At 63.1% G+C, this 14,134-nt stretch carries 13 protein-coding genes; 7 read left to right on the top strand and 6 right to left on the bottom strand.

The window, feature by feature from the left end; translation table 11 throughout:
- Positions 1 to 3: 3 nt before the first annotated feature.
- Positions 4 to 2,001: an alpha-amylase family protein gene (locus tag IRI77_RS30385; protein ID WP_194448711.1), complete on the bottom strand. Its 1,998-nt coding sequence runs from the start codon at positions 1,999 to 2,001 to the stop codon at positions 4 to 6.
- Between the two features lie 23 nt (positions 2,002 to 2,024).
- Between IRI77_RS30385 and IRI77_RS30380 the strand changes: the two genes are divergently transcribed.
- The 4 genes from IRI77_RS30380 (at position 2,025) to nuoI (ending at position 4,829) form a co-directional block, all read left to right on the top strand.
- A complete protein-coding gene (locus tag IRI77_RS30380) occupies positions 2,025 to 2,450 on the top strand; it encodes an STAS domain-containing protein (protein WP_194448710.1) in 426 nt (141 codons plus the stop codon).
- Positions 2,447 to 3,724, top strand: a complete 1,278-nt coding sequence (locus IRI77_RS30375; RefSeq protein ID WP_194448709.1) for an FAD-dependent oxidoreductase — start codon at positions 2,447 to 2,449, stop codon at positions 3,722 to 3,724. Before IRI77_RS30380 ends, IRI77_RS30375 begins: the two co-directional genes overlap by 4 nt.
- Positions 3,725 to 3,767: 43 nt before the next feature.
- The gene (locus IRI77_RS30370; protein WP_194448708.1) at positions 3,768 to 4,250 is read left to right on the top strand and encodes a peroxiredoxin family protein; all 483 of its coding nucleotides are present in this window, start codon (positions 3,768 to 3,770) and stop codon (positions 4,248 to 4,250) included.
- A gap of 69 nt (positions 4,251 to 4,319) precedes the next feature.
- The gene (gene nuoI, locus IRI77_RS30365; RefSeq protein WP_194448707.1) at positions 4,320 to 4,829 is read left to right on the top strand and encodes an NADH-quinone oxidoreductase subunit NuoI; all 510 of its coding nucleotides are present in this window, start codon (positions 4,320 to 4,322) and stop codon (positions 4,827 to 4,829) included.
- Between the two features lie 15 nt (positions 4,830 to 4,844).
- On the opposite strand, the gene IRI77_RS30360 is transcribed toward nuoI, so the two are convergent.
- A complete protein-coding gene (locus IRI77_RS30360; protein ID WP_194448706.1) occupies positions 4,845 to 5,948 on the bottom strand; it encodes an acetate/propionate family kinase in 1,104 nt (367 codons plus the stop codon).
- A 647-nt stretch (positions 5,949 to 6,595) separates the two neighbouring features.
- Here IRI77_RS30360 and IRI77_RS30355 point away from each other — a divergent pair.
- Entirely contained in the window at positions 6,596 to 7,690 is a 1,095-nt protein-coding gene (locus tag IRI77_RS30355; RefSeq protein WP_194448705.1) for a hypothetical protein, read from the top strand.
- On the opposite strand, the gene IRI77_RS30350 is transcribed toward IRI77_RS30355, so the two are convergent.
- The 3 genes from IRI77_RS30350 to IRI77_RS30340 form a co-directional block, all read right to left on the bottom strand.
- Entirely contained in the window at positions 7,687 to 8,856 is a 1,170-nt protein-coding gene (locus IRI77_RS30350) for an alanyl-tRNA editing protein (RefSeq protein ID WP_194448704.1), read from the bottom strand. The two genes, IRI77_RS30355 and IRI77_RS30350, sit on opposite strands and share 4 nt — an antisense overlap.
- A complete protein-coding gene (locus IRI77_RS30345) occupies positions 8,853 to 10,469 on the bottom strand; it encodes a hypothetical protein (protein ID WP_194448703.1) in 1,617 nt (538 codons plus the stop codon). The genes IRI77_RS30350 and IRI77_RS30345 overlap by 4 nt, the downstream gene beginning before the upstream one ends.
- A 92-nt stretch (positions 10,470 to 10,561) precedes the next feature.
- The gene (locus IRI77_RS30340; protein ID WP_194448702.1) at positions 10,562 to 10,918 is read right to left on the bottom strand and encodes an NADH-quinone oxidoreductase subunit A; all 357 of its coding nucleotides are present in this window, start codon (positions 10,916 to 10,918) and stop codon (positions 10,562 to 10,564) included.
- A 74-nt stretch (positions 10,919 to 10,992) separates the two neighbouring features.
- On the opposite strand from IRI77_RS30340, the gene IRI77_RS30335 reads away from it, so the two are divergent.
- Together IRI77_RS30335 and IRI77_RS30330 are read left to right on the top strand one after the other, a co-directional pair.
- Positions 10,993 to 11,829 carry an ABC transporter permease gene (locus tag IRI77_RS30335; RefSeq protein WP_194448701.1) on the top strand — a complete coding sequence of 279 codons (837 nt, stop codon included), beginning with the start codon at positions 10,993 to 10,995 and terminating at the stop codon, positions 11,827 to 11,829.
- 27 nt (positions 11,830 to 11,856) lie between these two features.
- Positions 11,857 to 13,155 (top strand): sulfatase family protein, encoded by a 1,299-nt coding sequence (locus IRI77_RS30330; RefSeq protein ID WP_194448700.1) that lies wholly within the window; start codon positions 11,857 to 11,859, stop codon positions 13,153 to 13,155.
- A 2-nt stretch (positions 13,156 to 13,157) separates the two neighbouring features.
- Here IRI77_RS30330 and IRI77_RS30325 read toward each other — a convergent pair whose 3' ends face one another.
- Complete coding sequence (locus IRI77_RS30325; RefSeq protein ID WP_194448699.1) at positions 13,158 to 14,129, bottom strand: alpha/beta fold hydrolase; 972 nt, start codon at positions 14,127 to 14,129, stop codon at positions 13,158 to 13,160.
- Between the last annotated feature and the right edge of the window lie 5 nt (positions 14,130 to 14,134).

Below are 14,134 nucleotides of genomic sequence, written 5' to 3'. Positions count from 1 at the left end.
TTTCTATGTTACCACGACCGCCACGAGATGCATCTCCAGGACCGGAATTCCGACCGTCCAACTCCCGTCGACCAGCGCTGGCTCGAGCGCTTGCCCCGTCGGCTCCAACTTAACCGACTTCGGCTTGTGAGCCCCAAAGGAGAGCTTCAAACCAGCCAGAGGGGGAACGAAGTCCACCGTTGAGTAGTCTCCCGCCACCTGCATGTCGGTGGCGTTCAGCAGGTGCACCAGGAGTTGGCTGTTCTTCCTGCGCAATACCACCTCCACTGAGGGCGGTGCGCTTACCTTGACGAGAGGCTCGAAGAGGGGCGCGACCAGATTGCGGGCGAAGGTGCGCACAGACGCGGCATGCGTGGCCGCATAGACCGTACCCACCGGGCCGGCGCAGACCACCAGCGTGCCCTTCCCCAAACTCAAGGAAACCGCGGCGGGCGTCCCTGCGGCAGTGGTGTCCAAGTCGGGGAATCGCCGCGCCAGCACCTGAGCCAGGCCGGGATCGAAGTCGAGCCATCGGCCCGTCACATTGCCCAATACCGCACCCTGCACAAAGGCGGGTGTGTCGGCCGGCGGCCCCAGCGGACGAATGCCGGTTTCGGCCGAGAAGAGCTCCGCGTTGCCGGCGCCGCAGACAATCAGCTTGCCCCCACCCTTCACGTACTGCACCAACTGATCCTTGACCCGCTGGCCCGGCGCTGCCCAATCCGGCAGTACGATGCACGGATAGCGGACCGCCACGCGATCGAGCTTCCAATCAGGCAGGACGTCCACGGACCACTGGCAGCCGAGCAGCAGGTCGAGCCAACCACGAGCCGGATCCGAGGCCTTCCCCCACCCGCCGAAGAGCTTGTTCGAGGTCTGGTACAGCGTTTCGCGGGAAAAGACCACCCCGATCTGCGGCACCGTCTCAGTGTGTTGCGAAACGGCCTGCACGGAGCGGCAGAACTTGCCCACCTGCGCCATCGTCTTGACGTGGCTCTCTTCGAAGTAGCCCGCACGCGTGGGGACGTAGTAGATCTGGAAGCCGCCGCTTTGGGCCAGTACCACCGATGCTTCCTGTTCCAGTTGCACGGCTGGTTTGTGAACGTGGCCGATGGCGTTCGACTGAGCCTGCTGGAAGCCCCAGGCCATCAGGTCCCAGGGCCGGCCGGTCTGCCCCATGTAGCGTGCCTCCAGCCGGGCGGTGGAAATACTGGCGTTGCCCAGGTAGTCGCCGGAGAGGAAATCGACAGGCAGGTCCGGCTCCTCCGGCACAAACGTGGAGTACAACCAGTTGCTGGCGATCTGAAAGCCCGGGTTCGTCTTGTGAACTTCGTCTACGTAGTGGCGGACGTACTTACGGAACTGCTCCCGTTGGAATTCCAACCAGTCGTTCCAACCGGGATCACGAGACGACTTGGGAGCGGGCTTGCCATAGGCCTTCAGGGCCGCCTGGATATAGTCCGGTTTGGTGGCCCAGCATTCCCCGTCGACCCAGGCGCCGTCGAGTTCGTATTTCGAGGCGGCTTCGCGCAACTCCGGAATCATCAACTGATCGACGTACGGTCCGAAGGTGGACGTCTGATTCGGCTCTGCCTCGCCGGCCGGTCCGACGCGCGCCCAATCCGGATGGCGCCTGACGGCCTCACTGTCCCAGACGCCGGAGAAATGGATGTAAAGCGCCACGCCGCGCCGGGCCGTCACCTTGCGCCAGATCTCGAGGGAGTCCCGCACGATGCCGGGCGCCGACGGACCCACCTTGGAGGGCCAGCCGAGCCAGCCGGGATGTCCCTTGGAATCATACTGGACAAAGTCCGGCCGCGCCTGCGCCAACAGGTTCTCCACCATCGCCTCTGTAACATCTCTCCCCAGAACCGTGTCCTTCTCATTCGGATGCAGGTCAAAATGGAGTCCGAAGTAACTCTCAGAGCGCCGCAGGCGCGGCGGAGCGGCCTCGGCGGTGGAAACGGCCGAAGCGGCCAGCAGCGCCCCAAATTGGCGGCGGGTAATGGCGGTAGACTGCATAGCACATACAATATAGGTTTCCGATGCCATTCGAAATAGAACGCAGAGAGCACGACGGAGTCATGATTCTGGCCCCGCACGGCCGGCTGATGATCGGCGAAGCGGTGGAGACGTTCCGCAACACGCTCGACGCGCTATATACGCAGGGCCGGACGCAGGTGGTGCTGGACTTCAGCGACGTGGACTACATCGACTCCAGCGCCCTCGGCTGCCTGGTCGTGGCCCACACCAAGTTCCACAAAGCCGGCGGGGTCATGCCGATGTTCGGGCTGAACCGCCGCACGATCGAGTTGCTGGTGATCACGAAACTGGCGACAGTCTTCCGCATTGCTGAAAGCGAGGTCGAGGCGGTGAACCTGTGTTTTCCCGACCGGGATTCCAAGCCCTTCGACATCCTCAATTTCGTCGAGACGCAGCGAGCGCGTAAGAAGGGTGGCGTCCGCGAATGAGACTGGTGGTAGTCGGCGGCGTGGCGGCCGGCCTCAGCGCTGCGTCACGAGCCCGGCGGCTGGACCGATCCCTCGAAATTGTCGTCCTGGAGAAGGGCAACCGGATCTCCTACGGAGCCTGCGGTATGCCGTACTGGGTGGAGGGCCAGGTGCGCTCGATGGACGAGCTCACCGTCTACAAGCCCGAATTCTTCGAGCGGGAACGAGACATCCGGATTCGCACCGGCTGCGAAGTCACCACCGTGCAGCATTCGCGCCGCGAAGTAGCACTGCGGAGTGGCGAACGTATCCGGTACGACCGTCTGGTGTGGGCGGCCGGTGCGCGGCCGGCCGAACGAATTCAACACGAGCGCGTCTTCAATCTGCACACCGATGTCGACGCCGAACGGCTGCAGGAGTTCCTGCGGACCCGCCAACCGCGCACGGCAGCCGTGATCGGCGGCGGCTACATCGGCCTGGAAATGGCGACCGCCCTGCGCGCGCGCGGCCTGGCGGTCACTTTGTTCCACGAAGGGACCCAGTTGCTGCACCGGGAAGAAGACTGGCTGACAAAGAAACTGGTCGAGCGACTGGAGCGCTGCCGGGTCGAAGTCAGGCTGAACACCCGCGCCGCAGCGCCGGCCGAACTGCCGTACGACCTGGTGCTGTGCGCCACAGGCTTGAAGCCGAATGTGGAAGTAATGGCCGAAGCCGGCGCGGAACTGGGCCGGACCGGCGCCCTGCGCGTCAGCGAACAGCAAGAGACCACGCTGAGCGGAGTCTACGCGGCCGGCGATTGCTGCGAGACTACCCACGTCGTCAGCGGCCGGCCGGTCTGGGTGCCGCTGGGCACAACAGCGAACAAAATGGGCCGGGTGGCGGGCTCGAATGCAGCCGGGCAGCGGGAACGCTTCAGCGGCATCGTGGGCACTTCCGTGGTGCGGGTGGGCGGCATGGCCGTCGCGATGACGGGCCTTTCCACGCAGCAGGCTCGGCGCGACGGTTTCTCCCCCGTGGATGTCCTGATCGAATCGCGCGCCCGGCCTAAGTACTTCCGTGGAAAGATGTTGCAGGTGCAGCTCGTAGCCGACCGGAATTCCCGGCGGCTGCTGGGGGCGGCCATCGCGGGCGACGAGGACGCGGCCGGACGCATCAATGTGGTGGCCGCCGCCCTGGCGGCGAAAATGCGCGTCGAGGATTTCGCGGATCTGGATTTGGCCTACGCCCCGCCGTATGCGACAGTGAACGATCCGCTGCTGGTAGCCGCCCACCAGTTGCGCAAGGCGCTGGATTGAGGAGCCCCTGCTCCTGTTTCGCAAGTTGTTAGACTGGAAGCGTATGGGGAAGGGGCCGGAACGCACCCTGGAGACTGGCGAGACCGCACCGGATTTCCAACTGGAACTCGCGGGAGGTGGCAGCCGTTCCCTGGAACAGATTCTTGCCAAGGGTCCCGCGCTGGTCACTTTTTACAAGGTGTCCTGCCCCACGTGCCAGTTGACGCTGCCCTATCTGCAGCGTTTGCAGGACAGTCAGTTTCAGGTGGTGGCGGTCTGCCAGGACGAAGCAGACCGGGCGCAGGAGTTCAACGAGGCGTTTGAGGTGGAGCTGCCGAATCTGCTGGACAAGGCGGATGACGGCTATCCGGTGAGCAACGCGTACGGCATTACGCATGTGCCTACCATGTTCCTGATTGAGCCGGACCGCCGGATCTCGTGGACGTGGACGGGGTTTCACAAGCGCGAGTTGGAGACGCTCGCCGAGCGGGCGGGCAGGGCGATCTTCCGGCCCACCGACAAGGTGCCGGAAGCAAAGTTTGGTTGAGGTTCGAAGAACTAGGCTCCCGGGTGGAGCCGGACGGAAGCAGAAGAGAGCGACAGTAGCTGGGAATATATGCCGACGATCAACGACATTCTCTCCGGTGCCGCGGCAATCGCCAAGGGCATGGGCATCACTCTGAAAGAGATGATGAATCCCGTCATCACCGACGACTATCCCGACGCCCCGCCGAAGTTCCAGGAACGGTATCGCGGGCTGCACGTGCTGCAGCGCGACGAAAACGGCCTGGAAAAGTGCGTCGCCTGTTTCCTCTGCTCGGCCGCCTGCCCTACGCAGTGCATCTACATTGAGGCCGCCGACAACACGGAAAAGGTGCGCATAAGTGGCGGCGAGCGCTACGCCGAGGTCTACAACATCGATTACAGCCGCTGCATTTTCTGCGGCTACTGTGTGGAAGCCTGTCCGACCGACGCCATCACCCACGGGCATGGCTTCGAACTCGCCAGCTACAACACGTCGACCCTGGTCTACCGGAAAGAGAAGCTGCTTGCCGCCCCGCCCACGGGCACCGACGGCAAGCTAAAACTGGATCATCCGGTGAATGTTTCCGAAGGCGGGCATTAGCGCCCGTCCGGCGCGCTAGGCCGAGGCTGTCAGAGCCCGGTAGGCGCGGCGCGCCACCACGATCTCCTCATTTGCGGCCAGGGCCAGCACTTTCACCCGCGAGCTATCGCTGGACAGAAGGCGGTCGCCCTGGCCCTTTTCATTGCGCTCAGCATCGAGTTCGATGCCCAGGTGCAGCAGGCCCTCGCAGGACTTCCGCCGCAACACCGGGGAGTTTTCGCCAATCCCGCCGGTAAAGACAACCGCATCCACCCCGCCCATCGCCGCCGTATAGGCGCCGATCGTCTTGCGAACCTGGTAGGTGAACACATCCAGGGCAAGCTGCGCATCCTGGCTTCCGGCCTGGGCGGCAGCGGAGATGTCGCGGACGTCCCCGCACGGGATGCCGGAGAGACCGGCCAGACCGCTGGTCCGCGCCAGTTGCCCGCGCACCTCTTCGGTGGACCAGTTGTTGCGGTCCATCATGTACAGTACGGCGAACACATCCAGGTCGCCGTGGCGGGTCGCGTTCTCGAGTCCCGATTGAGGCGAAAACCCCATGGTTGTATCGACGGACACACCGCGGTCGATGGCACAGATCGAGGAACTGCCGCCCAGGTGGCAACTGATGGTCCGCAACTCGTCCTTGGGGCGGCCCAGGAACTCCGGCGCGCGTCCGCTGATGAACTCGTGGGAGGCGCCGTGGAAGCCATACCGCTCAATCCCGAACTGCGTCCGCCAATCGGCCGGCACGCCATAAAAGCGGGCGAAGTCAGGCATGGTCCGGTGGAATTCCGTCTCGAATGCGCCAACCAGGGGGACGCCGGGCATGGCTTCGCGGAACGCCTCCACCGCCGTGAGGTAGATGGCGTTGTGGACCGGAGCAGCCAGCAGGAACTCCCGCATGGCTGCCTCCACTCCCTCGTCAATGACGAAAGTGCCCCGGTAGTGGGGGCCGGCGTGGACCGATTTGAAGGCCACCGCGTCAACCGTGGTGTCGCCGGAGCGGATGTCGCCTATCGCCGAGCGGTAGTCGGTGACCCGCTCAAACCGGCCGCTGGCGAGCACGTGCTCGCCCGGCATATCCAGAATCTGGTACTTCAGGGAGGTGGAGCCGAGGTTGGGAACTAGGATGTGCATAGACTATCTGCCGGCCGCGATCGCACCGCACTCCTTCCAGGCAGCAACCTGGAAGCGGCAGCGCACCACGGCATATCCATTGAAGTATTTCACGAAGGACACCCAGGGTTGTGAAACAGCCGGACGGGTCACCCTCCGCACGGCTCCCCTATCTGGAGGCCAATGCCATCCGCTGCGCGCGCCCGTCCAACAAAATGGAGCTTTTCCTCGACCCCATTAAGCGCAATAATGTGTTTCGGGTCAGCCGTCTGCGAGGAGGCATCGCGGCTGTGCTTATTTTGGACTCCCGCCTGCGCGCCGGGCTCCGATTGCCGGTCCGGGCTGAGTGGGTTTGATGCGCCGTGCGGCGTGGGGGATGGAGAGCCCGATTCGGTCTCCGGTTGGAACGGTTGGATGGAGATGCGAGGCCTCGGGGATCACCTCGAACGCCCGCGGCAGTCACGGCCAGGATGAAGTTGTGGCGCACACACCAACGAGTGCCCGGACGGCCTGGAAATTCCTGTGTGCCGCAGCCGGCGCCAACTCCCCGAACGGACGCCGTCTGAAGAGAGATGCAAATCGCCGAGGCGCTTCGGACGCGGCCTCCCCGGTTTCGCTGTTATATAGTACAGAGTTTGAGGCAAGTCGTCGAGACGAACTAAATCCTTATGATGATTCCTTCCACCTACGCGGTCGCGCTCCTGCTGGCCGTACTATCGATGGTCTGCTGGGGTTCGTGGGCGAATACCCTGAAGCTGTCGGGCAAATGGCGTTTTGAACTGTATTATTTCGATTATTCGATTGGAGTGCTGATCGCGGCTACCGTAGCGGCCTTTACGTTCGGATCCATCGACGGCCCCACCACGGATCTCGCCGGCCCTGCATTCTCGTTCGTGGATAATCTCACCGTCGCGTCCAAGACCCAGATGGCGTATGCTCTCGCGGCAGGCGTCATCTTCAACCTGGCCAACATCCTGCTGGTGGCGGCAATCTCGGTTGCCGGACTTTCTGTCGCTTTCCCGGTGGGCATCGGCTTGGCCTTGATCGTGGGGACGGTCCTGAATCACATCATCCGGCCCAGCGGAAACCCGATTTACGTGTTCAGCGGAATGGCTTTGATTCTGCTGGCGATCCTGGCCACGGCCATGGCGCACGCCGCATACAACGCCTCCAAGCGTCCCGTGGTGGCGACAGAGGAATTGAAGACGGTCCCGGGCGCTCGCGCCATCCAGCGGCCTTCCGCAAAGGGATCCAAGACGGGTCCACTCAAGGGAATCATGTTGAGCCTCGCCGCCGGCATCCTGATGGGCTTGTTCTACCCGTTGGTGGAATTGAGCAAACAGAGCGACCTGGGGCTTGGCCCCTACGCGGCGGCGTTCCTGTTCGCAGTAGGTGTCTTCCTGTCGACCCCGGTGTTCAACATCTTCTTCATGAATATGCCGGTGGAGGGAGCGCCGCTGGGCATGCGCGACTACTTCCAGGGCTCGGGCAAGCAGCATTTGCTCGGCCTGCTCGGCGGGATCATCTGGACGATCGGCTGTATCGCGAATTTCGTGGCCTCCAGTACCCCGAAATCAGTGAACGTCGGGCCGGCTACCTCTTACGCGATGGGGCAGGGCGCCACCCTGGTCAGCACGCTTTGGGGCCTATTGATCTGGAAGGAGTTCGCTGGCGCGCAGGGAGGAGTCAGGACTCGCCTGATCCTCATGTTTGTGCTGTTCGTTGCCGGGTTGGCCTTGCTCTCGCTCGCGCCGCTCCGCTAGAAGCCCAATTGAGGTAACAGGGCAGCCACCGCCTCGGCCGAGGGGAGGCTGCCTTGCGCCACCTGAGCATTTCCGCCGCCTCGTCCACCTGCCGCAGCCAAAGCCTGTTTGAGAAGATTTCCGGCGTGGATTCCGGCATCCGCCGAGGCCACCACCAGGATCGTTGCAGGCTGGGCGGAAGTGGCCACATAAAGCCCATTGGACTGCGCGCAGAAGCTTTGCCCGACGGCCCGTGTTTCGTCGTCAAGAGGTCCTGAGGCGCGCTGATCCAGGTACCGCCGGCGGCCATCGGGCCCCTCACTGGTTTGAGCGTAGAGCTCGCGGCCACGGCAAGCGGCCATCTCCAGCGCCAGTTTACGGCGGCTCTTTTCCGCCTCCCGAGCATCCTCCAACTGGGCAGCGACCAAAGCAGCAGTGTCATCCAGGGGGGAGGAGAAGAGCCGCGCAATCTGCGAGAGCGCATCGTAATCAAGCCGCGCCCGCCGTACGGCGCGATGTCCGCACAGGAATTCGACTCGGACGTTCCCCCTGATCTTTTCCAGCTTGCGGAGCAGGATCGGGCCAATCTCGCCCGTGTGCCGGACATGAGTACCGCCGCAGGCCGAGCGGTCGATCCCTTCGATCGATACGATCCGCAGCAGTCCTTCGCGCTTGCTCTCCTTGCGCAACCCCTCCACCTCGGCAGCCTCTTCGAAGGCCACTGAAAGCGGACGATTCTCGAACACGATCTCGTTGGCGCGGCGTTCAGCCGCCTGGCACTGCCCGGAATCCAGGGCGGACGCGGACAACTCGATGGTGCTGGCCTCGGCGCCCATGTGGAAGCTCAGTGTGGCGTACCCGAACAGGGCATCGAACACGGCGGAGAGCAGGTGCTGCCCACTGTGCTGCTGCATATGGTCGAAGCGGCGTGCCCGGTCCACACGCCCCTGGACAGCTTCAACCGCGGGCAGAGCTGCACCCAGGACGTGAATCAGCTCGCCTTCTTCTTCCACGAGATCGACGACCTCGACGCCATTGATCTGGCCATGGTCGCGCGGTTGGCCGCCGGAATCGGGGTAAAACGCAGTCCGGTCGAGAACGACCCGGGTACGGCTCTCGTCCACTTTCAGCACGCTGGCTTCGAAGTCAGCGAGCGAGGAATCCGTGTAATACAGGCGTTCGGTCATTGAATCGCGATTTGGACTTTGTTGCTGGCAACACCGCCCGCAAAGACGATGAGGTTGACACTGTCGCCGGGGGTGACGCCCTCCGGCACGGTTACTTTCACCTTGTAGTGGCCGGGCAATCCGGGAATCAGTCCAGCGCTCACCGCATCGGTCACCACGCCCTCGCTGAACAGGTTGCTGCCGAACGACACGCGCACCGGCGCTGCCACGAGATTCGCCGGATCGGGCGCCTGGCCGGTAGCGGTCCCAGGTTCCGTGCGGCCCAGTCCGGTGACGGCAACATTCAGAGTCTCGCCTGCCATGGCCGGACGTCCGCCCAGGCTGGAAGGAAGAGCCAGGCTGCCATCGTCGAACATGGCCTTCGCATAGGTGCCTGACCCGGCCAATTCCACGCGCGGAGCCTGCGGGATGATCGTGAGCTCCACCTGGTTGCCTAGCTGCCCGTCGCGCTCCACCTGCAGCAGTGCCTCGCCTGCTTCGATTCCATATGGGAGTTGAAACAGGATCTCGTCCTGCGCCACGGAAAACAGCGCCGACGGCAGGCCATTGATAAGCACGCGAACACCACCCAGCGTATCGGGCAAAGGAACGCCCTCATTGATCGCCTTCGGCTGCGCCGAAAGCTGTGTGCCCTGCAATCTGGCGAGTGAACCCGGAGCTAAGGCGGCGCCTGCCTCCAGGGTAGTAATATCCAGCACCGATGCCGGCGCAACCATGGGCGACTCAGCGGCCATCACGTCCAAAGTGATGGGAATCTGCTGGACTGACTTCGATGCGTTGGAAGTAATTTCGAGGACCCCGTTATACAGCCCCGGTTCCAAACCTGCCTGGTTCACCGCATAAGCGACGGCCCTGCCGTCACTGACCAGTTCCGCCGCCAGCCAATCGCCGCCGGTGGCGGTGGTCCAGGTCACGCTGGATGCCTGCAGATCGCCGCCGCCTCGGTTGCCCAGGGCGAGCAGGCCGGTCATTGCGGGTCCGCCCGCGGCCAGGCGGGGCATCAGCCGCTCCGGCACCACGAGGATCGGTCCGCTGGTCACCGTCAAGGTGACCGGAACCTGCTTATTCTCCTCATTCACGACGGAATTGAATACGTTGAGCTTTCCGGCGTATTGGCCGTCCGCCATGCCTTCCAGGTGCCGGGCCAGAATCCGGTAGTTGAAGTTGAACCGGAAGCTTCCGCCGCCTTCGGACAGGAGGCTGAGCCAACTGCCCCCGGTTTCCGTTGAAGGGATGATTCCGAGCAGGTTGTTGGCCTGAATCACGTATTCCTGAGAACCGCCAGGCGCGACGTGGAAGTCGATGGAATCCGGCACGGAGCCGCCCACCTGCACCGTCACTGAGATGGTCTGCGGCGCATCCACAGCATTCGGGTCGGCCACTGTGAGCAGGCCTGTATAGCGGCCTTTGGCGAGCGAGGCGGTGGATAAGGCGATGTTGATCGGCGTACAAAGTCCGGCGCGCAGGGTGCAGTTCGCGGCCTCACCCAGATACCCGGACAGCCACGGCGCATTGGAGCTGACCTGCAGGGCGAGTTGGCCATCGCCGATGTTGTAGGCTTCCACCATCTGGGCCGGAGCATCGGCGGCGCTCGCCGTGCTGATGGGGCCCACCGCTGCGCTACTGAGACGCAGCCTCGGGGCCGCGGACACACTTCCAGCCAGTCCCAGCGCAACACACACTGCGGGGACCCATCCAGTTCTGATTAGACCCACTCAAGAGCTCCCTTTTTGAATGCCCAGATGTATCCGACCACCAGGATCGCCAGGAAAACGGTGACTTCGCTCACTCCAAACCAGCCGAGTTGCTTGAACTGCACAGCCCAGGGGAAGAGGAAGATGGTTTCCACGTCGAAGACCACAAAGAGGATGGCCACGATGTAGAAGCGGACCGTGTACCTGCCGCGCGAGTTGGACGCCGCCTTGATACCGCACTCGTAGGCCTCCAATTTGGCCAGCGATGGCAATTGGGGCCGGACGAAGCGAGCGAGCATCAAAAGAATGAAAGGGAACAGCGTCGCAACGACCAGGAAGATGAAGATTGGCAGATACCCTTCGGGCATGACACCAATATATCACCGCACGCCTTCAAAAGGACCTGAAGGTCCGTATTCAACAGGCCTGCTAGAATTCAAGTTTGAGCACCGCAGCTATCCCGACTCCCCGTCTACGTCTGCCCGGCGCGATGTTCCTGCGCGTCCTGGTCGAACGCAGGGCCCTCATCTACCAGATGGTGCGCCGCGATTTCGGCCAGCGCTTTGTCGGTAGCGCCGCCGGGTGGCTCTGGACCCTGATCCATCCATTGGTCACCCTGGCCAGTTGGGTCTTCGTCTTTCAGTACTGCATGAAGGCGCCCGCCCCCAGCGCGGCCTGCGGCGGAAACTATACCCTCTGCCTCTTCTGTGGATATCTGCCGTGGCTGCTCTTCAGTGATACCGTCCAACGCTCCGCCACGGCGCTGCTCGATCAGTCGAACCTGATTACGAAAACGGTCTTTCCCTCGGAAATCGTTCCGGTCACTCTATTTTTGTCCTCCCTGGGGAGCCACCTCTTCGCCGTTGCCATAGCCATCGGCGTAGTCCGCTTTACCACTGGACACTTCAGTGTCCTGATCCTGCTGTTGCCCATCTATACGGTCTTTCTGGGGCTCTTCGCGATCGGCGTGGGTTGGATCGCCGCCAGCCTGCAGGTGTACCTGCGCGATACTGCCCAGGTCGTGATTGTCATGCTGACGGCCTGGTTCTGGATCACCCCCATTTTTATCGACGAAACAGCCTTTCCAGTCCGGGCACGCTTCCTGATCCGCTGGAATCCGTTGGCCTACGTCGTGAAAGGCTACCGGGAGCGGCTACTGACCGCCACCATCCCCTCGCTCGAAGATTTCCTCTATCTTGCCGCCGTTTCCATCGCCGTCTTCGCGATTGGCGGCATGTTCTTCCGCCACCTGAAGCGCGGCTTTGCCGATGTCCTGTAGGCTAAATAGTTTGGAGTTGCTCGCAAGATGAACTGGACCCGACGAACATTCCTGACCGGCGCCGCCGCTGCGCCTCTTTTCGCCCAACGGCGCGGCAAGAAGGGCGATGCGCCCGGACCCAAACCCAACATCCTGCTGATCATGGCGGATGAAGTCCCTTCGTGGGTCCTGGGCTGCTACGGCAATCAGGAGATCCCCACTCCAAACATCGACCGCATGGCGGCCGGCGGGTCGCGCTTCGTCCGGAGCTTCGCCTGCACGCCCGCCGCGACGCCCAACCGCATCACCTTGCTCAGCGGGCGGACGCCCAGGCAGCACGGCCTACATGACGCCGGAGCAGCCCTGCCGGCTTCGTTCGCCAGCGAGAAACTCCTATCGGATGTGTTGTCGCAGAACGGCTACCGCTGCGGCTATGCGGGCCTGTGGGACGCCGCATCGGGCGCCCCCGGCCATGGGTTCAGCTCGGCTGGAACCGCTATCTCGGGCAAGGGTTCCGGTGCGGAAGCCGTCACCAGCCAGGCGCTGGCCTTCCTCGACGAGCAGAAGAAGGACGCCCCGTTTTTCCTGGCGCTCTCCTACCCCAGCCCGATGCTGCTCCAGCAGAGCAGCGCCAAACAGTTCCACGCGCGCTTCGCCTCGGCGAAGTTCGAGAGCTACGGCACCATGCCGGTGTCTGCGCATGCGGCGCTCGGCAAGGAATACCTGTCTGACACGCTGGGCAACCTGCGCAAATATGCGGCCGGACTAACGGAACTGGACGGCCAACTCGCCGCCTTGCCCGGCAAGCTCCTCGCCAAGGGCCTCTTCGACAACACGCTGGTCGTCTTCACCGGCACGTCGGGCCACCTGCTGGGCCGGCACGGGCTCTGGGGCGACGGGCGGGCCTCCAACCCGCCGAACATGTACGACGAGGCGGTCGGCGTACCGATGATCTGGCAGTGGCCCGGCATGTTTCCGGTCCAGGCCGCACGGCCTGAAGTCGTGAGCGCTTACGACGTCTTCCCCACCCTATGCTCGGCGGCAGGCTTGAAGGCCGACGCCAAGTCCTTGTGCGGCCGCGACTTCCTGCAGGTCGTCATGAACCGCGTACCGGCGCAGAAGAAATCCTGGTCGGACCTGGTGTTCGCGGATATGGGTGATACCGAGATGGCCCGCGACAACTACTACAAGGTGATCATCCGCGACGGCGGCCAGGGTTCGAACGAATTCTACGATCTCCGTCAGGATTCGCTGGAGAAGAACAATCGCTACGACAACCCCGGTTATGTGACGGTGCGCGACACTATGGCCAAAAGCCTGGCCGACTGGCGCCAGACCTACGCCTGAGCTTACTTTCCGAAGACCGCTTTGACGCCGGCCGGTCCGGCAAACACGCACACCGCGGAATGGCCGCAGCCCGGGGCGATTTCCAGGGTGTGCACGGCGTTGAACTGCGTTTTCATGTAGTTGTAGAAAATCAGGCCTCGTTCCTTCCGATTCGGCCCCTGCGCGATGGCGCGGCACGAACGGTCGAGGCTCGAGTCGTCTGTGCGGGTATCCAGCGCTCCGACAATGTAGGTGACCTTGCGCCGCGGATAGAGTTCGAGAATGTTCTCTTCCGACGTGCCCGCCGCATACCCGGTGCGCTTCTCCATTCCGTAGCGGTACTGATTGTACGTGGTGCAGTTGGCCGCGTCCCAATACTTGACGAACTTGCCCGTACATCGCCCATTCTCTGAGCAGGTTGCGCCCAGTTGCATCCGCAGTTCATTCAAGTACAGGTAGCTGGACGGGTTGGCCGCCACATACCGGACCGGTACGCGCATCCGGGCCTCCATGCGGTTGACCGCGGCGTAGCGCTGGACAAACTGGCCTCCGGCCGAGTGCCCGGCGACCACCACTTCCTTCAAATCCGGAAACCGTTCAGAAGAGTTCAGAATCTCCAGAACCAGATCAATCACATCGTAGGATGTGGTCTTGCCTGCGATGGACAATTCACCGGAGGCCCAGCCGCCTCCAGACCATTCCAACTCGCCGGCCTCGACGGGATCGCCGCCGGCACGCGACTTGAAGTGCGGCGCAATGACGATCGTCTTCTCGATCTCACCGGCGGCCATGGCCGAAGCCAGGGCCCAACGGTAGTAATCCTCGGCATTGCGGCCGGCACCGTGGACCAAGAGGAAGGCTCGCTCAATCCCGGCGTGGGCAGAGCCGGATAACGCATGGGTGCGCCAGATGGTGACAAATCCGGCCGCGGAAGGAAGGTGTTCGGTCTCGGCCGGCGGACTGACCATCAGGAGCGCCAAAATCGGCAGCAGCATGGCTG

The organism is Paludibaculum fermentans, assembly GCF_015277775.1.
GTDB classification, from domain to species: domain Bacteria; phylum Acidobacteriota; class Terriglobia; order Bryobacterales; family Bryobacteraceae; genus Paludibaculum; species Paludibaculum fermentans.
This window is presented reverse-complemented; position numbering and strand designations above follow the sequence as displayed.